Source organism: Hoylesella pleuritidis, from assembly GCF_963541955.1.
Lineage (GTDB): Bacteria > Bacteroidota > Bacteroidia > Bacteroidales > Bacteroidaceae > Prevotella > Prevotella pleuritidis.
The window spans coordinates 97,645-116,175 of sequence record NZ_CAUTUT010000008.1; the positions used below are offsets into that span (position 1 = coordinate 97,645).

Genomic DNA, 18,531 nt, shown 5'->3' on the forward strand with positions numbered 1-18,531 from the left:
ACTTCGGGGCGATAAAAGACATTGAGTCTATACTCCAAGAGGAACAAACAGTATTAACATTCTAAATCTTTTGATATGAGGGTTTATCAAACTAATGAGATCAAAAACATTGCCTTAGTCGGCAGTGCGGGTTCCGGCAAGACTACTCTTGCCGAGTCTATGCTTTTTGGGAGTGGTATAATCAAGCGCCGCGGTTCAATAGAAGCGAAGAATACAGTGAGTGATTATTTCCCCGTGGAGCAGGAATACGGATACTCTGTGTTCCCAACCGTTTTCCACGTAGAATGGAACAACAAAAAGCTTAACATCATTGATTGTCCCGGATCGGATGATTTCATCGGCGGAGCAATCACTGCGCTCAACGTAACAGATGAAGCCGTGATTCTGATTAACGGTCAGTACGGACCCGAAGTGGGCACACAGAATATCTTCCGATACACTGAAAAGCTGAAAAAACCGGTCATTTTCTTGATCAATCAGCTTGATTCCGAGAAGTGTGACTTCGATAATGTCATTACGATGATGCAAGACATATACGGTCCGAAGTGTGTATTGGTGCAATATCCGTTGCAGACCGGACCCGGATTTAATGCTCTGATAGATGTCCTCTTGATGAAAAAATATTCGTGGAAACCTGATGGCGGTGAACCCATTATTGAGGATATTCCGGCCGAAGAAATGGAGAAGGCGATGGAACTTCATAAGAAACTCGTGGAGGCTGCGGCCGAAAACGATGAGAGTTTGATGGAGAAGTTCTTTGAAGAAGAGACTTTGACAGAAGACGAAATGCGTGAAGGAATCCGTAAAGGACTTGTGACGCGTTCGATATTTCCCGTCTTTTGCGTGTGCGCAGGTAAGGATATGGGAGTACGGAGACTGATGGAATTCTTGGGAAATGTCGTTCCTTTCGTGAGCGAGATGCCTAAATTGCATAATACGAGAGGTGAAGAAGTAGCGCCGGATCAGAACGGTCCCGAGTCAGTTTATTTCTTCAAGACCGGTATGGAGCCGCATATCGGCGAGGTTTCTTATTTTAAAGTGATGAGCGGAAGCATCAAGTCGGGAGATGATTTGACCAATGCCGACCGTGGATCGAAAGAACGTATCGGTCAAATTTATGCTTGTGCAGGTGCAAACAGAATCCCTGTGGACCAGCTCAATGCAGGAGACATTGGTTGTACTGTGAAGTTGAAAGATGTGAAAACAGGCAATACACTGAATGAAAAAGATGTAGATAACCGCTTTGATTTCATCAGATATCCCAACTCTAAATACTCGCGGGCTATCAAGGCTGTTAATTCCGCCGATACGGAAAAGCTGATGGCCGCAACGCTTAGAATGCGCCAAGAAGATCCGACGTGGGTTGTTGAGCAGAGCAAGGAACTTCGTCAGACCATTGTTCACGGTCAGGGAGAATTTCATTTACGTACATTGAAATGGCGATTGGAGAACAATGAGAAGATTCCTGTTAAGTTCGAGGAGCCTAAAATACCTTATCGCGAAACCATTACAAAGAGTGCCCGCGCTGAATATAGGCATAAGAAGCAGTCCGGAGGAGCTGGACAGTTCGGTGAAGTACATCTGATTGTGGAGCCGTATGCAGAGGGAATGCCCGACCCGACGATGTATAAATTCAATGGTCAAGAGTTCAAAATGAACATCAAAGGCCGTGAAGAAGTGGAACTTGAATGGGGAGGCAAACTTGTGTTTATCAACTCTGTGGTGGGCGGAGCTATCGATGCACGGTTTATGCCGGCCATATTGAAAGGCGTAATGGACTGTATGGAGCACGGACCTCTTACCGGAAGCTATGCCCGTGATGTGCGAGTTGTAGTCTACGACGGTAAGATGCACCCCGTAGATTCTAACGAGTTATCCTTTATGTTGGCAGCTCGACGTGCTTTCTCAGATGCTTTCAAGAATGCAGGACCTAAGATTCTGGAGCCCATTTACGATCTCGAAGTGTTCGTTCCGTCTGACTTTATGGGTGATGTAATGAGCGATCTGCAAGGTAGAAGGGCTATGATAATGGGTATGGATAGTGAAGCGGGCTATCAAAAGTTACAAGCCAAGATCCCATTGAAGGAGCTATCGAATTACAGTATCTCGTTGAGTTCACTCACAGGAGGTCGTGCTTCGTTTACGACTAAGTTTGCCAGCTACGAACTTGTGCCCAATGAAGTGCAACAAGCACTTATCAAGGAGCACGAAAAAGAGCAGACCGAAGAGGAAGATTAATGGCAGACAGGCCGGTAAAGATCGGTCGGATGCAAGTTAAAAGTCTCTGTGCGCAGCAATGGATTGCGTGCAGAGACTTTTTACTTTTCTATTTTCTTTCTTTTAATTTGCCGTTAATCACCTTGCGAAAAGCCGTTAAGCAGCGTGCAATTAACCGTTACTTGCAGTGCATTTAGCCGTTATTTATAAATCGATTTGTATGTGATTGATTAGCAGTGGTATATGAGTGGGATAAAGTCTTATTCTCAGTCTTTCACCGAGAGGAAAAGGGAAGGGTATGCAATAGGTATAAATTGTAATCTTATTGACTCCAAAACATAATTACTCCGCTTTCCTTTTGGAAAAAAGATTGAGGATAGGATCTCTACTTTTTATTGTTTTCGGAGAAAGGTCGAGGGTGAGAGCAGTATTTAATATTCCGTTTCTTGAAATTAATTTTATATAATCAATCATTTTGTGTGATTATAGTTAACAATGTTAAATATTGAAGAATTTCTTAACATTGCATTGTTAATGAATTAGGCTTTCAACTATCTTTGCATCTATGAAGAAGAAAACGATTTGGACAATAGCAGTTATAATGGGGCTTTCTTTCCTCGCCTTGCTTTATCTCCAGCTCAAATATATTGAAGAGATGGCTGAGATGAAGAAGGAGCAATTTGACGAATCGGTTCACAGAGCACTTTATCAGGCTTCTCGAAATTTAGAGTTGAATGAGACGCTGACTTATCTTGAAAAGTACGTCAGGGATACAAAGCGCCACGATTGCAAGGAAGATTCGGCGAGAACGCGCTCGGATCGTCCTGACAAGAACAGTAAACAGGCTCGTCCAGATACGACAGTAGGGAAGGACACGACATCCTATTCGGAGTTTAAATTAAAGACGATCAACACCAAACTGTCGCAGATGCCCAAGGCAATTATATTGAATAATGACAGGAATTCGCTCAATGAGACTTCAAAGTCGATGCAGGAGCTTGTCAAAAATCGATATAGCTATCAGAAATCATTGCTTGATGAGATTATCTACGGCATTATTTATGCGGCATCGAACAAGCCTTTGAGAGAGCGGATCAACTTCAAACTGTTGGATCTGAATCTCAAAACGCAGTTGAATGCCAATGGAATCAGGATTCCATATCATTTTACTGTTTTAACGCAAGACGGAAGAGAGATTTATCGTTGTCCTGATTATACAGACGACGGGATAGAGTATTCGTATTCGCAACAGCTTTTCCGCAATGATCCTGTATCTAAGACTGGGGTCGTGAAGATTCATTTTCCGGATATGAACAGTTATATTTTCTCTTCGATTCGGTTTATGATCCCTTCTGTTATTTTCACGTTGGTGTTGTTGGTGACATTCATCTTTACCATTGTCGTCATTTTCCGGCAGAAGCGTTACACGGAAATTAAAAACGATTTCATCAATAATATGACCCACGAGTTGAAGACTCCGATAGCCAGTATATCGTTGGCTGCGCAGATGCTTAATGACTCCAGCGTATCGAAGAGTGAGGCGATGATGGCTCATTTGGGTAAAGTCATCAATGACGAAACCAAGAGATTACGCTTTTTGGTGGAGAAAGTGTTGCAGATGTCGATGTTCGACCGTCGCAAAGCGGTGTTCCGCAAGAAAGAACTCGATCTCAATGAGATGGTCGAAAATGTGGCAAATTCATTCACTTTGCGTGTAGAGCACACAGGCGGAAAGATATATACCGATATCGAAGCTGTCGACTCAAAGATCTATGTCGATGAGATGCATTTCCAGAATGCAATCTTCAATCTGATGGATAATGCTGTTAAATACAGCAGTCCCGATCGTTCGCTCGACATATATATGAAGACTTGGAATGATGATCACTTTCTTTACTTGTCTATCAGAGACACAGGTATCGGTATAAAGAAAGAAAATCTCAAGAAGATCTTTGAAAAGTTCTATCGTGTTCACACGGGAAACAGGCACGATGCAAAGGGCTTTGGGTTGGGACTTGCGTATGTCAAGAAAGTCGTTGATTTGCATAAAGGAGAGATACACGTGGACAGTGAGTATAAGAAAGGCACCACTTTTACGATCAAGCTGCCCGTCATTAGGGATTAAATAATAATAAAATCATTAACTTTTAAAATAAAACGATTATGGATGAAAAATTGAAAATCTTGCTTTGCGAGGATGATGAGAACCTCGGAATGTTGCTTCGTGAGTATTTACAGGCCAAAGGCTATCAGGCAACGCTATGTCCTGACGGTGAGGTTGGTTACAGAGAGTTTCTTAAAAACAAGTTCGATATCTGCGTGCTTGACGTGATGATGCCCAAGAAAGACGGTTTTACTTTAGCCCAGGAGATTCGTCAGGCTAATGCAGAGATGCCGATCATTTTCCTGACGGCTAAGACATTGAAAGAGGATATACTTGAAGGTTTCAAGATTGGAGCAGACGATTATATCACCAAACCGTTCTCAATGGAAGAGCTTGTTCTGCGTGTAGAAGCGATCTTACGTCGGGTTCGCGGAAAGAAAAACAAGGAAAGCTCTGTCTATCATATCGGTCGTTTCACCTTCGATACACAGAAACAGCTGCTCACCATCGGCGATAAGCAAACCAAGTTGACTACAAAGGAAAACGAACTTTTGGCTCTTCTCTGTTCGCATGCTAATGAAATTCTTCAGCGCGACTTTGCTTTGAAGACCATTTGGATTGATGATAATTACTTCAATGCGCGTTCGATGGATGTTTATATCACTAAACTGCGCAAGCATCTGAAAGATGATGATCAGATTGAAATTATCAATATCCACGGTAAGGGGTATAAACTGATTACACCGGACGAAGAATAAAGTAGGCTGAATAATGTGTTTATTGCGATAAGAGGGGGTATATCCAGTGCGGATATATCCCCTCTCTTTATGGAAAGAGTCGGAATTTCTTTCTGATTACAATACCAGGAAACGTATTTGTCAGGATCTTTATATTAGGTCTTAATAAATAATGTTTCAAATAATTTATATGGAATTAATTCCACAATGATGGAAAATAGATGTCTTGAAAAGGTAAAACAGGAAAGAAATTTATTGTTATAACTTTGTAGGCAATGGCAAAATAAAAGATAATTGACGGGCATTAGAATCTTTTTCCGAATGTGATATTCAGAAAAGTGTTGGCCAAAATTTTGATATCGAACCACAACGAACGATGCTCTAAATAATAGAGATCTAATTCTAAACGACGAAGCATTTTCTCGATAGTATCTGTATATCCATTGTACAAAGTGGCATATGAGGTTACGCCAGGGCGAATTTGATATAGATAGGGATAGCGGGCGTCTTGTTCAGTAATCTGATTGATATAATATTTTCGTTCAGGTCTCGGACCGACAAACGACATATCACCGCGAAAGACATTCCAAAGTTGAGGAAGTTCATCAAGATGATAGTCGCGTAAAAACTTACCGACCCGTGTCAATCTCTTGTCTTTTTTGTGTTTATATAAAGCAGGCCCGTCCTTTTCTGCATCAAGAATCATACTGCGGAATTTATAGATATAAAACGGTTTCCCAAAACGTCCGATACGCTCTTGCTTAAAGATAGCAGGTCCGTAATCCTCACGTCTGACGGCAATGTAACATATCGCAAACAAAGGAGAGAAAATGATGAGACAGAATGCCGAAATAAGAAGATCGGTAAGACGTTTGATAAATCCCTCAAATCCGCTCATCCTGATATAAATACATTGTCGTTCTTTTACCATTTACTGTTGTCGTCCTTCTTATAAAACTATAAAATAAACTCAGATAAAGGGTAAATATTGCCCAGTATATATGTCTTTTTGAATATTTTTAGTTTTCTTTATTCACCGTAATGTTTTGATGTGGTAAAAAAAGACGTATCTTTGCACTGAGTAATGTTATATTATGATAATGGAAGACCGTAACGAAAGTGCTATATTGCGTAAGATTGATTTGGGAGAAGCGTATCGAAAGATTATGCGTAATAAGAAGTTGTTTTCGATCACACTTGTTTCGACATTGCTATTGAGTTCAATTATCATTTTCAGTGTACCGCGCTATTATATCTGTATGGTTAAACTTGCACCGGAAACGGCTAATTCAAATCTTGGAAATCTTAGCTCCCTTGCATCAAGTTTTGGTCTGAATATGCCGAGTATAACTCAACAGGATGCAATTATTCCGGAATTTTATCCCGATATAATGGAGTCGGTGGATTTTCAAGCAGAAATGTTTCCTGTGATAGTTACATCAAAAGATGGAAAGCTGAAAACGTCTTATTATGATTATTTGCATAATTATCAGAAGAGGGCTTGGTGGGTAAAGATTGTGACCTGGTTGGTAGGTAAATTTAGAAAAGAAAAGAATAAAATGGGATATAAAGGAGAAACCAAAGTAAATCCTTTTAAATTGACAGAAGTTCAGTATGATATAGCTGATATGGTCAATGATAACGTGAATTGCAATGTAGATAAGAAAACGGATGTTATCACGATTACGATCAAAGATCAAGATCCTCTAATATGTGCCACTATTGCGGATTCGGCCAAAAGTAAGCTACAGCAATTCATCACAAGATATCGTACTGATAAGGCACGTAACGATTTGGCACACGCACAAAAACTCTGTATACAAGCAAAAACAAGATATATAAAAGCTCAGCAAGTATATGCTGCTTATATGGATGCGAATGAAGACGTCGTATTACAGAGTTTTAAGTCGAAGCAAGAAGAGATGGAGAATGAGATGCAATTGCGGTATGATAATTATCAGATGACAACACGACAAGTGCAATTAGCACAGGCAAAGCTACAAGAACGTACACCGGTATTTACGACATTACAATCTGCAACGGTTCCTATAAAACCGGCCGGTCCTAAGAGGATGTTATTTGTTCTTGTGGTAGTTTTATGCACTTTTATCGTAACTTCGTTATATTCTTTCGTAAGGAAATAGAGTAAGGAAAACGGACATTGATGAAAAAATTATCAAATATAGTAAAGGATAAAATATTTCAATGTGGTTCAAGGAATTTGGTATTGAAGAATATGCTATATTTGCTTATAACACAAATCGTAAACTATATTCTTCCACTTATAACCATAAAATACCTTATTTTAACCATAGGTGTGACTAATTTTGGTAAAATATCTTTTGTCCAGTCTTTCCTCTTTTATTTTATCGTCATAATAGACTATGGTTTTAATATCTCTGCAACGAGGGATATAGCCTGTTGTAATAAAGAAAATAAAGATGCTATTTCAAAAATATTTGCGAATACGTTGACCGCAAAAATAATATTGCTTACCGTTTGTCTATTCATATATCTCTATTTGGTCTTGCTGATACCGAAATTTAAAGAGGATAAACTCATCTACATATTGTTTAGTGGTGTCTTAATAGGGACATGTCTGTTTCCCCAATGGTATTTTCAGGGGATTCAGAAAATGGGCTATATAACATTGGTCAATACTTTGATAAAAGTTTTGCTTTTACTATCTGTTTTCATATTTGTGAAGAAGGGAGAAGATTATGTTCTCGTGCCTTTTACTTATTCTTTAAGCTATATCATATCTGGATTATATGCACTTTTTTTGGCGTTGAAACATAGTTCCTTTTTAGGGTATTGTAATAAGAATGCTGTCGTTACGGCGTTTAAAAATGGCTTTCCCATATTTCTTTCTTCTGCTGTATCGACGATTTTAAATGGTAGTTCTGTATTTATTCTGGGGTTTATTGCCGAAGATAATATTGTGGGGTATTATTCCGGATTTGATAAATTAATAAGATCATGTTTATTGATTTTTGCCCCTATAACGACAGCTATATATCCACATATAAGCGGAATTATTGTAAATGATTATTTGGCTGGTGTGCGGTATATAAGAAAAGCAGCAAAGTTCACTTTGTTGTTAGCTTTATTCATCGTTATTCTTCTTATTGCCCTGTCTGATTATATAATACCATTAGTATTCACCGATTCTTTTATCCAGTTCAAGGGTGTCTTTGTAATCCTCTCCGTTTGGATCATTTTTAGTGTGGCAAATAACTTTATCGGAATACAATTTTACACTTGTATTGGAAAATCTACAATGTATACTCAGTCATTGGTTGTGTGTGGAGTGATAACGTTATTGCTGCTTATCGTTTTAACCAAACTACAATCTTGTTACGGTACAGCTGTTTCTATATTATTTGGTGAAGTTTTATTGACTATGATATTACTGTTAAACATAAGGCTCAAACGATTATGAAAAAGATAATGCTTGTGTTCGGCACGCGTCCAGAAGCTATAAAGATGGCACCCTTAGTGAAATGTTTTCAAAAAGAAAAAGCTATAGATACGATTATATGTGTAACAGGGCAGCATCGTGAAATGTTGGAACAGGTCCTAAACATATTCGACATCATTCCTACATACGATCTTAAAATAATGAATCAGGGACAAGATCTTTACGATATAACATCAAAGGTGATGGATGGGATGAAAGAGATTCTGAGAAAAGAAAGTCCCGATTTGGTTTTGGTTCACGGTGATACGACAACCTGTATGGCGGTAGCCTTATCTGCTTTTTATCAACGCATTCCCGTAGGACACATAGAAGCAGGGCTTAGAACTTATGATATGTATAGTCCTTGGCCGGAAGAAATCAATCGCCAGCTAACGACACACATTGCGACTTATAATTTCTGTCCGACAGAGCTAAACCGTCAAAACCTTCTTAAAGAGAATATCAAGGATGGAAAAATCATCGTAACGGGTAATACTGTTATAGATGCATTACTTTGGGTCTTGAATAAAATAAAGCATAGTTCAGAGTTAGAAAAGATGTTGATAGAAGAGTTGAGGCATACTGGCTATGATGTTTCAAGATTAAGTATGGGTAGGAGACTTGTGTTGATAACAGGGCACAGACGTGAAAACTTCGGAGAAGGGTTTATGAATATATGCAATGCGATAAAAGTTCTTGGCAGCAAATATCAGGATGTTGATTTTGTTTATCCGATGCACCTCAATCCAAATGTAAGAGGACCTATACATAAGGTCTTTGGCGACGATTTAAGGAATTTTGAAAATGTGTTCTTTATAGAACCTCTTGAATATTTAAGTTTTGTTTATATGATGGAGAAGAGCTATATCATTTTGACAGATAGCGGAGGTATTCAAGAAGAAGCACCCAGTCTTGGCAAACCTGTTCTTGTTATGAGAAATACAACGGAACGTCCCGATGCATTAGGATCAGGAACAGTACGACTGGTTGGATCAAATTATGAGAAAATTATAGATGAAGTAAGTCTGTTATTGGATAATGAAGACGAATATGATAAAATGAGTAAAGCTGTTAATCCGTATGGTGATGGATATGCTTCAGAACGGATTGTAAAATTCATAAAAGGAATATTATAATGAAGTCCATTCTTTTTTTTGCGACCTATCCTACTAAGGATAATATAAAAGACGGGATGATACAAAGGATAAAAGCAGTTGATGCCGAGTTTACAGATTGGCATAAGATCTATGTACAAATATCCAATCGGATGTTTATTCACAAAGAGCATTTCTTTGCATCCGACAAGATGATAGAGGTTTACCGTCTGAACCTTTTCTTCCATCTCTTTTTGATATGCAAATTGATTTGCCGCTCAAATAATATCTATATACATTCCTTGCATAATTTCTTTAAGGTAAGCATATTATCTTCCTTTGAAGGAAAAAATATAACAATAGACTTACACGGAATTGTACCGGAAGAGATGAAGTTTCTTGGAAAGCGTATTTATAGTAGATTCTTAGGACTTGCAGAAGAAAGGATGTTTAAGGTTGCATCTAATTTTGTTTATGTCAGTGAGGAAATGCAAAACTTCTACTTTGAAAAGTATCCGTTTATAAAGAATAAAATAAATATAATTAAGCCGATATATCCGCAGAATGTTTTACGGATGCCTGATAGGACGGAAGTGGAGATATTGCGGGAAGAATTGGGGATAAGCTCCAATGATATCGTTATTCTGTATTCCGGAAATATGCAAAAATGGCAGAATATCGAGCTTTCTGTTGAAATAATGAAACGATATCCTAATGAAAATTATCATTATCTTTTCTTGACGAAAGATAAAGAAAATATGGAACACCTTATCTCAAAGTCTGGCTGTAAGAATTTACATTATATCGTTAAAAGTGTTTCTCCTGCCGAATTAAATAAATATTATATGTTAGCGCATTATGGTTTTATTCTTCGTGATAAGCATATTCTGAATCGGGTAGCTGCACCTACAAAAATGGTAGAATACCTTTTCTTTGGCATAATACCTATTGTAAAATATGAAGAGATCGGAGATGTTTTAAAATTAGGATATGAATACATCAGTTATAAATCTGATTTGTCGAATTTGGAGCCTAAAAAGAGTAAGAAGAATGAGAATATCGCTATGACCCTTCTGAATAGAAATTCTGAGACGGAGTTAAGTGCACTGTATTAAAAATACCATATATGATTATTCTGCTTATTACAATATATTTATTTGTATTCTTGTTTTCTATGTTGGAAAATACGGAACAAGGTGTTAAATATCGCAGATATGTTTTTATTGGTATTGGTCTTGTACTAATAAGTTTTGCTGCATTCAGACCAATAGGTTTTGATAATGACTCAGAGCAATATGAACTTAATTTCTATCATTATGATTCACCTAATGTTATTCTTTTTGTAGAGTTTACTTACAGATGGTTGTCACGGTATCTCAGTTATATCGTCAATGACGTCCATATTGTTTTTCTTTTCTATGCAATATTGGGTATCTCATTGAAATTAGAAGCTATAAAAAAGCTGTCTTCGATATGGATGTTACCACTGTTGGTCTATATGGGAAACTATTATATCCTGCAAGATCTTACACAGATTCGAGCAGGTGTAGCTTCGGGAATCTTATTGGCCTCTATCGTGCCTTTGGCTGATAATGATAAACGAAAGTGTATCTTTATGTGGCTTATTGCATTTTGTTTCCACTATTCTTCTATTATTTTGTTTCCTTTATTGCTGTTGGATAATAAGAATCTCACGGTTAAATATCGGGTTGCATTGGCGATGTTGATACCAGCGGGATATGTAATCTTTTTTTCCGGTATTGATTTCTTGACAATTTTACCGTTCGGCTTTGCTCAGGATAAGATCAATGTCTATCAGAGTCTTAAAGATAAGGGTATCGCAGGAGAAGATATAAACGTGTTTGGTTGGGTTTTTCTTGTTAAAGTAATGATATATTTGTATACGTTGTTTATGTATGAGACCGTATATGCCTATAATAAATATATTCCCATATTATTGAAAATAATGGGGCTTTCCATATTCCTTTTTCTTGCTTTGGGACAGCTTCCCGTTTTGTCGTTTAGGTTGAGTGAATTATATGGTGTTGTAGATATTATTATTTTTGCTAATATCTATTATACTGTAAAGCCGGCTTTTGTCTCAAAGATTATAGTGGCAATTATCGGATTCTCTATGTTAGCAATAAATGTCTTCTACACAGGTCTATTGAAATAGTTTATTTATAAATGAATCAAACAGTACCTACCATAAATAATACTGCGGTCGTCGTTGTGACATATAATCCGGGGAAAGATTTCATCGAAAATATCAGACGGCATATCAAAGTTGCATCGCTGGTCATCGTTGTAGATAATAATTCTGACAATAAGGATTATCTCAGGTACCTTACAGAAAGTAATGGTATCGTTTTTATAGAGCAAGACAGGAATACAGGAATAGCAGAAGCTCTGAATATCGGTATAAAAAGAGGATTGGCAGAGGGCAAGGAATGGATTTTAACATTGGATGATGATTCTTTGCCCAATGAGAACATCTTGTCTGTTTATGCAAAGTTTATAAAAAGGTGTGATAATATTGGTATTATAGGTACTACGTTTTCTGATGGAGAAGTAGAAATAAGCAGAGATATAAAGTGTATAGACTGCCTGACGGTTATAACGTCGGGTAGTTTGCATCATAAGGATGTCTTCTTTGAGATAGGATATTACGAGGAGAAGTTATTTATAGATTGTGTCGATTTTGATTATACGATAAGGGTCAGTACAGAGAGTGGTCTAACTGTAAAGAGGGTGGAAACTCCTCTTATAATTCATACTTTGGGAGCTCCTATAAAGAAATATGGTATAATTTCGTCAAATCATTCTTCTTTAAGACGATACTATTGGGCGAGAAATACTGTATATCTTAATAAGAAATATTTGTGCAAAGTTCCGGTATGGATTTTGAAGAAAGATTTTTTCTTTTTGAGAGATATCGTTTTTCTTATACTTGTTGAAAATGGCGTGCTTGAAAAGATGAAAGCAATTGTCAAAGGAATAAAAGATGGTTTAACCTTTTAAAATGATGATTTCAGTTTGTATTGCAACATATAACGGCGAGAAATTTTTACGTGAACAGTTAATGTCAATTCTTTCGCAACTCTCAGATGAAGATGAGATCATAATATCTGATGACAATTCGCAAGATAGTACCATAAGTATTATAGAAGCTATCAAGTCTCCATTACTGCATCTCTATGTTAATAATGGAGAACGTGGATATACTGCTAATTTTGAGAATGCTTTGCGATATGCCAAAGGCGATTATATCTTTCTCGCGGATCAGGATGATATTTGGATGCCCGATAAGGTTTCTGTATGTGTAAAATTTCTACAATCATATAGTCTTATTATTTCCGATGGGATAATAATTGATGAGAACGGTAATAAAATAGGAGAGTCCTTTTATGAACAAAGGAAATCTAAAAAAGGATTGTTTAATGCATTATTGAGATTTAGTTTTCTGGGATGCTGTCTCGCTTTCAGGAAAGAGATATTACAAAGAGCGATGCCGTTCCCTGCCGATCACCTGCTTTGTACACACGATAATTGGCTCACTCTTATAGGGATGATGTATTATAAAAGTATTGTAATAGATGATAAACTTATATGTTACAGACGTCATTCGGTCAATAGCTCGTCAGGCGGTTTTATAAATTCTACCTCTATATGTTTTAAAATAAGGTATAGGGTATACTTACTGGGAAATCTGATAATCAGAGGGATGTTTAAAAGTGTATAGAAAATGAATAAAATCTGATAGAAAATGAGGCGAAAATGAATGGATTTGCTGTTAGTATTCTAATTGTTATTTTATTTTGATGCTTTTTGTACGTAGTTTTCTGTCAAATGAAAACTCCGAGAGAACAGTCCCACAAGTCCCATAGTGCTGCCCCACCACTAAGGGACTTCTCACGATCGACTATGGAGGTTGTCTTTATAAAATATGCATATTCCTGTATCGAACTCAGATTAATTTGTCATTTTTATTCGTAACTTTGTAGCCAATTAAATGAAAGAATGAAGGTTTCCATCGTAACAGCGACATATAATAGTGCAAAGACCTTGAATGATGCGATTGTATCTGTGCTGAATCAATCGTATAGTAATATAGAATATTGGATAATCGATGGATGTTCCACTGACGGAACTTTGGATATCATACAGAAATATGAGAAGGTCTTTCACGGGAGTCTCAAATGGATTTCCGAGAGGGATAAGGGAATCTATGATGCGATGAACAAGGGTATAAGTCATTGTAGTGGAGATATTATCGGTATATTAAATTCTGATGATTTCTTTACTTCAAATGATGTAATTGAGCGTGTCGTGTCGAACTTCACGGATGATATTGAAGCTGTTTATGGAGATGTTCATTTCGTAAAAGCTAACCGACTTGACAAGTGTGTACGCTATTATTCCGGTTCCATATTCCGGCCTTGGATGGTAAGATTCGGTTTCATTGCTCCCCATCCGTCTTTTTATATAAGGAAGAATATTTATGAAAAGTATGGATTATACGCTACGGATTATCAGATATCTGCTGACTTTGAACTTGTAGCACGAATGTGTTATAAATACAGAATACGTACGCGGTATGTACATTTGGATTTTGTTACGATGAGATTGGGAGGCGTCAGTACGAGAAACTGTCGATATCGTCTGCTCGGACTCAAAGAAACCATTAGGGCTTGTAAGCGTTTAGGGATTAGGACCAATCGCTTTTGTGTGGCGTTGAAATATGTCATCAAAATATACGGATTCGTGTTTGCCATTGAGTGATTTACTCAAAATGGTGAAAATATATAACGCGAGTTTGACGAATTTATCAATACGCGAATCATTGTATTTCAAGTATCAAAATACCGGTATTCACGGTGCAAGAGCAACTGTGTTTATCGATGTTCCGCAACGATATTTGTCGCAACTCCGTTGCTGTGTTTGTCGTAACCTTGTTACGGTTTTGACAGTTGTTCGGAAGAGAATTCTCGCCAAACTCAGATTATTTTTATTACTGTCCGCTAAACCACACCTCCTTATGCCCAACTTCTTGACAATCAGAAGCTGGATGTTTTTATCACCTTGTACAAGCCCCCCCTAGTCATTTTCGACCTCTTCGGGTGGTGCTTTTGCTGCATGAGCAAGCATGATTTTGAGGTCTGCATCGGGCTGGTTGAAGAAAGCCTGCATGTTGAGGTAATACATGAGCACAATCCTGACCATCGTAGCCAGCCCTAAAAAACTCCACCGGCGCTCCAGGGAGCTTTGGAGCAGTGATAACAGAAGATTTGCGATGAGTGTAACCCATATTTGTATCTTGATGGCATTGGCACTCTCTCCATAGAAGTATCTTAGAGGGAAGTTCTGCTTTATCTGCTTGAAGAGTGACTCTATCTGCCATCTTCTCCTGTAAATGGCCACGATGGTTTCCAGTGGCATATCAAAGTCATTAGTCAGCAGGGAGACAAGTTTGGCCTGCCTATTTTTCTTCATGTCCACGTATGTGATGATACGAGCTATATGGTTGACGGTGCCCTTTCGGAATACCACCATCTGCTCACGGTACCCCATCTTTCCCTCCGTATTCATTTCCATACAGTCGACCTGCGTCTCATAGCGCAGGCTTTTCTCCTTTTTTGTCACGTACACCACGTTCCTGTCCGTGAGTTCCTCGAACTTCTCATAGTTGACGTATGCCCTGTCCATGGCGACAATTTCCTTGTGCTGATAGTATGTGGGGGGCCAGCATGAATGAGTCGTTGGTGGCTGCGGAAGTGAACCTCACGTCACAGGGAACGCCCTCGTTGGCATGGATGACGGAGTGGACTTTGATGCCACCCTTCTTCCTGCCCGGCTTAGGATGGCGGGCCAACACCCTTGAAGATGGTGTTGGAGAATAGGGATATTGTCGTGGAGTCTATGATTCTAAACCTTTTATCCACTCCTCTATCCCGTTCCTTCGGCTTCTATATAACAAAACACCTCTTCCTTTCTCTATCTACAGTTTGCAAGCTCTAACTCCATGCGTTGCAGCTGTTTCTGAAGATATATGACTTTGTTTTGTAATTCCTCCTTTCTATGGTTGTTGTACATCTGTTCATCATACTCTATCTTACGTTGTACCATGATGTAAAAGATAGAAGCGAGCTTTTTGCCTGTTGTAACCATAGCCTGACGATTCCCTCTTTTAGCTCGCATATGTCGGAGTAGTCGCCAAGCGGGCATTTTGCCGCCTTGAGTGTATTTGCAGCTTGCCGAAAGATGATTCCCGCCGGGTTTTTCTTTTTTGGAATTTTGCTCGATAACAACGCCCCACTGGATATCTTGTTGTTGGGAACCAGATTTACCCAGCTCACGAAATGTTTTACATCTACAAATTTCGTGGTGAAATCATGCCCTAGCTCTCCCAAAAGCCTCAGTAGCGAGCCCCTGCTCATACCTGGCATACGCATTACATTGACTCCCCATAGTTCGAAGGCTACTCTTTCAACATCAAAGTGTATCCGATTCTTTTTTGTGTTATACTTTTCGCTATACAGAAGTTCTGCTTTAGGTATATCAATGGCTACATATCGTGTAGCAATCTCATTGATTTTTGAGTCACATTCCGCAATGAGGTATTGGTGTGTCTGATATAGGAAATCACTTTATTTCATTTCAAAGAGGTGCTCCTCGTCCCATGTTGCCCACCAAAATACTTCAAGACATAAATCTATTGTTGTTGAATCAAACGCATAGACATTGCCTTCGAGATTGAAGATATTAGTCTTTCGCTTCGTTCTGGCTTGCTCAACCATGAAGTAAGCAAAGTCTTCAAAAATATGGTAATGGTCAACTTGTGTGAACTAAAGAAATGGTATTGTTGTGCATTTTTCATAGATCTAGGTGCTCTATTGGAGCTAATTCTTGTATCCAAAAAATCATGCATCAGTTAACAATAGTGATTGTACCAGTGTTTGCTATCTTTTAAATTCTACAAACTCAAGTTAGTTAAATAAATATAAAAAACATCACGTTCACTTTTTTTTCTGAAGAATATTATCGTAATCTACGAAAAAATAGTAGCTTTACGGCGCATTTGAAATATTGCAGAATGTTATTAAGTAACAAACAACATATTTAAAAGTAAAACAAAAAATAGGCATTATAAATTTTATATGAAAAAATTATCTATTCAAGAAGAAGCAATTATGCAAAAAGTGTGGAAGCTAAAAAAATGTACGGTAACAGAGATTCTAAAGGAACTCCCTGAACCTAAACCTCCCTACACCACAGTAGCTTCTGTTATGAGGAATCTTAAACAAAAAGGGTACATATCCCAAGAAAAGCAGGGCATTGCATACAGTTATTTACCAGCCATAGAGGAAGAGGAGTATAAGCATCGTTTTATGAGAGGATTTGTACATGACTACTTCAAAGATTCATTTAAAGAGATGGTATGTTTCTTTGCCAAGGAGGAGGATCTATCGTTTAAAGATTTGGTAGACATTATTCGTGAGATAGAGAGAGGAAAAGAGTAATATTATGATATTATAGCTATCAGAATTAAAGATAATTTATTAAAAACACTTGGATTATGCTTTTATACCTTGTTGAAATAAACATTATTACCATCTTTTTGTATGGTTTTTACCGCCTATTGTTTACTAATGACACTTTCTTTAGCTGGCGAAGATTTATGTTGCTGAATACATACCTTATAGCTTTATTAGTCCCTTTTGCTGATTTTGGTAATTGGATTAGGATTCACGAGGCTACTCAAAATATGGCTAGTACATATGCTGAAACTGTCTTGTCAGAAGCTACTTCTCTTCCATCAAAAGCCACGGTGCTGTCATGGAATACTATACTTTTGTGGATATATATGGGTGGTGTTTGCATGTTTCTGTTACGTTTTGTAATTCAACTCATTGGAATATACAGATTAGCCAAAAAGACAGAGGTAAGCACCATTAAAGGGATTAAGGTACATATCATCGAGAAAAATGAAAGTCCCTTTTCTTTCTTCCGGTGGATTTTTGTTAATCCAGAAGTACGGTATGAATCGCAACTACAAGAGATATTGATTCACGAACAGTGTCATGTAGAACAGAAGCATTCCATAGATGTGGTGCTAGCTGAATTATTTACTATCGTATGTTGGTTCAATCCTTTTGCCTGGTTGTTAAAAAGAGAAATCAGACTTAATCTTGAATACCTTGCAGATCTTTATGTTGTACAAATAGGATGTGACCAAAAGAGTTACCAATATCACTTATTGGGGATGACTTATCATAAGAATGTATCTACTATTTTAAATAATTTCAATGATTTACTTCTTAAAAAGCGCATAAAAATGATGAACAGACGCAGATCAAGATTAATAGTAAAGGCAAAATATACCCTTCTTATTCCAGTTACAGCTACACTATTAATCGTCAAAAATATTGAGAGTGTAGCGCACTCACTAGTATCAAACAAAATTGTAAGTAATGAAGTGATTGTATCTGTTAATACAAAAGCAAACAATGTACTTCAAAAGAAACCAATTTTTACATCAAAGATCTCAAAAGAAAGTAATATTAAAAAGCTCAAAGAACAAGTATATGAGATGTCACATAATAGAATAAATACTATTATCGAAAAGAAAGCTATAAATAATACTGCTCCGAGTAATGTAATCAAAGATTCCTATGTTGACATAAAAGATCCAGAATTACCAGAGAAAAATAGTACTAATGTGCGTATATATAATATTTCTTTTGCTGTTGACACAAAGGGTTCAGTTTCGTCCCTGAGTGTAACGCATACAAAAGACACTTTATATAATCAGAAAGATTTACAAGGAATAGAAAGAATGTCGAAAGATAAACCTGATAACACCCAAAATAAGACTATAAAAGCTATATATAATCTTCCTATTTCTTTTAAGTTATAGCA

At 37.6% G+C, this 18,531-nt stretch carries 17 protein-coding genes and 1 pseudogene; 14 read left to right on the plus strand and 4 right to left on the minus strand.

Annotated features, from left to right (window positions below; genetic code table 11):
- Positions 1-75: 75 nt before the first annotated feature.
- From RWY97_RS04950 to rprY, 3 genes are all read left to right on the plus strand, one after another.
- Entirely contained in the window at positions 76-2,238 is a 2,163-nt protein-coding gene (locus tag RWY97_RS04950; protein ID WP_024991738.1) for an elongation factor G2, read from the plus strand.
- Between the two features lie 544 nt (positions 2,239-2,782).
- Positions 2,783-4,342, plus strand: coding sequence for a sensor histidine kinase (locus RWY97_RS04955; protein ID WP_315565854.1), 1,560 nt, complete (start codon positions 2,783-2,785; stop codon positions 4,340-4,342).
- Positions 4,343-4,380: 38 nt separating this feature from the next.
- Complete coding sequence (gene rprY / locus RWY97_RS04960; RefSeq protein ID WP_021584696.1) at positions 4,381-5,079, plus strand: response regulator transcription factor RprY; 699 nt, start codon at positions 4,381-4,383, stop codon at positions 5,077-5,079.
- Between the two features lie 283 nt (positions 5,080-5,362).
- Here rprY and RWY97_RS04965 read toward each other — a convergent pair whose 3' ends face one another.
- Positions 5,363-5,956: a sugar transferase gene (locus tag RWY97_RS04965; protein ID WP_374188073.1), complete on the minus strand. Its 594-nt coding sequence runs from the start codon at positions 5,954-5,956 to the stop codon at positions 5,363-5,365.
- 202 nt (positions 5,957-6,158) lie between these two features.
- On the opposite strand from RWY97_RS04965, the gene RWY97_RS04970 reads away from it, so the two are divergent.
- The 8 genes from RWY97_RS04970 to RWY97_RS05005 all read left to right on the plus strand — a co-directional run bounded on the left by RWY97_RS04970 (position 6,159) and on the right by RWY97_RS05005 (position 14,394).
- Complete coding sequence (locus RWY97_RS04970) at positions 6,159-7,202, plus strand: hypothetical protein (RefSeq protein WP_039876932.1); 1,044 nt, start codon at positions 6,159-6,161, stop codon at positions 7,200-7,202.
- A gap of 20 nt (positions 7,203-7,222) precedes the next feature.
- Entirely contained in the window at positions 7,223-8,500 is a 1,278-nt protein-coding gene (locus RWY97_RS04975) for an oligosaccharide flippase family protein (RefSeq protein ID WP_314740173.1), read from the plus strand.
- Entirely contained in the window at positions 8,497-9,654 is a 1,158-nt protein-coding gene (wecB, locus tag RWY97_RS04980; protein WP_315565858.1) for a non-hydrolyzing UDP-N-acetylglucosamine 2-epimerase, read from the plus strand. The genes RWY97_RS04975 and wecB overlap by 4 nt, the downstream gene beginning before the upstream one ends.
- Positions 9,654-10,727, plus strand: coding sequence for a glycosyltransferase family protein (locus RWY97_RS04985; protein WP_315565860.1), 1,074 nt, complete (start codon positions 9,654-9,656; stop codon positions 10,725-10,727). The genes wecB and RWY97_RS04985 overlap by 1 nt, the downstream gene beginning before the upstream one ends.
- Before the next feature lie 11 nt (positions 10,728-10,738).
- Positions 10,739-11,788: an EpsG family protein gene (locus RWY97_RS04990; protein WP_314080024.1), complete on the plus strand. Its 1,050-nt coding sequence runs from the start codon at positions 10,739-10,741 to the stop codon at positions 11,786-11,788.
- Between the two features lie 11 nt (positions 11,789-11,799).
- Positions 11,800-12,633 (plus strand): glycosyltransferase, encoded by an 834-nt coding sequence (locus tag RWY97_RS04995; protein ID WP_315565862.1) that lies wholly within the window; start codon positions 11,800-11,802, stop codon positions 12,631-12,633.
- A 1-nt stretch (position 12,634) separates the two neighbouring features.
- Complete coding sequence (locus tag RWY97_RS05000) at positions 12,635-13,354, plus strand: glycosyltransferase family 2 protein (RefSeq protein ID WP_315565864.1); 720 nt, start codon at positions 12,635-12,637, stop codon at positions 13,352-13,354.
- A 278-nt stretch (positions 13,355-13,632) separates the two neighbouring features.
- Positions 13,633-14,394 carry a glycosyltransferase family 2 protein gene (locus RWY97_RS05005; RefSeq protein WP_315565865.1) on the plus strand — a complete coding sequence of 254 codons (762 nt, stop codon included), beginning with the start codon at positions 13,633-13,635 and terminating at the stop codon, positions 14,392-14,394.
- Between the two features lie 315 nt (positions 14,395-14,709).
- On the opposite strand, the gene RWY97_RS05010 is transcribed toward RWY97_RS05005, so the two are convergent.
- On the minus strand, positions 14,710-15,318 hold the full coding sequence (locus tag RWY97_RS05010) for a transposase (protein WP_315565867.1): 609 nt from the start codon (positions 15,316-15,318) through the stop codon (positions 14,710-14,712).
- A 26-nt stretch (positions 15,319-15,344) separates the two neighbouring features.
- Here RWY97_RS05010 and RWY97_RS05015 point away from each other — a divergent pair, with 26 nt between their 5' ends.
- Positions 15,345-15,512, plus strand: a complete 168-nt coding sequence (locus tag RWY97_RS05015) for a hypothetical protein (RefSeq protein WP_315565868.1) — start codon at positions 15,345-15,347, stop codon at positions 15,510-15,512.
- Between the two features lie 207 nt (positions 15,513-15,719).
- On the opposite strand, the gene RWY97_RS09915 is transcribed toward RWY97_RS05015, so the two are convergent.
- Together RWY97_RS09915 and RWY97_RS05020 are read right to left on the minus strand one after the other, a co-directional pair.
- Complete coding sequence (locus RWY97_RS09915) at positions 15,720-16,064, minus strand: transposase (protein WP_390883257.1); 345 nt, start codon at positions 16,062-16,064, stop codon at positions 15,720-15,722.
- Positions 16,065-16,295: 231 nt separating this feature from the next.
- Positions 16,296-16,439 (minus strand): annotated as a pseudogene (locus tag RWY97_RS05020) (IS4 family transposase); the annotation flags it as partial.
- A 330-nt stretch (positions 16,440-16,769) separates the two neighbouring features.
- Between RWY97_RS05020 and RWY97_RS05025 the strand changes: the two are divergent.
- Together RWY97_RS05025 and RWY97_RS05030 are read left to right on the plus strand one after the other, a co-directional pair.
- On the plus strand, positions 16,770-17,132 hold the full coding sequence (locus tag RWY97_RS05025; protein ID WP_315565870.1) for a BlaI/MecI/CopY family transcriptional regulator: 363 nt from the start codon (positions 16,770-16,772) through the stop codon (positions 17,130-17,132).
- A gap of 56 nt (positions 17,133-17,188) precedes the next feature.
- A complete protein-coding gene (locus tag RWY97_RS05030; RefSeq protein WP_315565872.1) occupies positions 17,189-18,529 on the plus strand; it encodes a M56 family metallopeptidase in 1,341 nt (446 codons plus the stop codon).
- Positions 18,530-18,531 lie beyond the last annotated feature (2 nt).

What these genes read in the sequence shown, in the direction of transcription:
- RWY97_RS05025 (WP_315565870.1), top strand. Translation starts at nt 16,770, where the DNA reads ATGAAAAAATTATCTATTCAAGAAGAAGCAATTATGCAAAAAGTGTGG.
- RWY97_RS04995 (WP_315565862.1), top strand. Translation starts at nt 11,800, where the DNA reads ATGAATCAAACAGTACCTACCATAAATAATACTGCGGTCGTCGTTGTG.
- RWY97_RS04955 (WP_315565854.1), top strand. Translation starts at nt 2,783, where the DNA reads ATGAAGAAGAAAACGATTTGGACAATAGCAGTTATAATGGGGCTTTCT.
- RWY97_RS04975 (WP_314740173.1), top strand. Translation starts at nt 7,223, where the DNA reads ATGAAAAAATTATCAAATATAGTAAAGGATAAAATATTTCAATGTGGT.
- RWY97_RS05000 (WP_315565864.1), top strand. Translation starts at nt 12,635, where the DNA reads ATGATGATTTCAGTTTGTATTGCAACATATAACGGCGAGAAATTTTTA.
- RWY97_RS09915 (WP_390883257.1), bottom strand. Translation starts at nt 16,064, where the DNA reads ATGCGTATGCCAGGTATGAGCAGGGGCTCGCTACTGAGGCTTTTGGGA.
- rprY (WP_021584696.1), top strand. Translation starts at nt 4,381, where the DNA reads ATGGATGAAAAATTGAAAATCTTGCTTTGCGAGGATGATGAGAACCTC.
- RWY97_RS05010 (WP_315565867.1), bottom strand. Translation starts at nt 15,318, where the DNA reads ATGGACAGGGCATACGTCAACTATGAGAAGTTCGAGGAACTCACGGAC.
- RWY97_RS04970 (WP_039876932.1), top strand. Translation starts at nt 6,159, where the DNA reads ATGGAAGACCGTAACGAAAGTGCTATATTGCGTAAGATTGATTTGGGA.
- RWY97_RS04965 (WP_374188073.1), bottom strand. Translation starts at nt 5,956, where the DNA reads ATGAGCGGATTTGAGGGATTTATCAAACGTCTTACCGATCTTCTTATT.
- RWY97_RS05030 (WP_315565872.1), top strand. Translation starts at nt 17,189, where the DNA reads ATGCTTTTATACCTTGTTGAAATAAACATTATTACCATCTTTTTGTAT.
- RWY97_RS05005 (WP_315565865.1), top strand. Translation starts at nt 13,633, where the DNA reads ATGAAGGTTTCCATCGTAACAGCGACATATAATAGTGCAAAGACCTTG.
- RWY97_RS04990 (WP_314080024.1), top strand. Translation starts at nt 10,739, where the DNA reads ATGATTATTCTGCTTATTACAATATATTTATTTGTATTCTTGTTTTCT.
- RWY97_RS04950 (WP_024991738.1), top strand. Translation starts at nt 76, where the DNA reads ATGAGGGTTTATCAAACTAATGAGATCAAAAACATTGCCTTAGTCGGC.
- wecB (WP_315565858.1), top strand. Translation starts at nt 8,497, where the DNA reads ATGAAAAAGATAATGCTTGTGTTCGGCACGCGTCCAGAAGCTATAAAG.
- RWY97_RS05015 (WP_315565868.1), top strand. Translation starts at nt 15,345, where the DNA reads ATGTGGGGGGCCAGCATGAATGAGTCGTTGGTGGCTGCGGAAGTGAAC.
- RWY97_RS04985 (WP_315565860.1), top strand. Translation starts at nt 9,654, where the DNA reads ATGAAGTCCATTCTTTTTTTTGCGACCTATCCTACTAAGGATAATATA.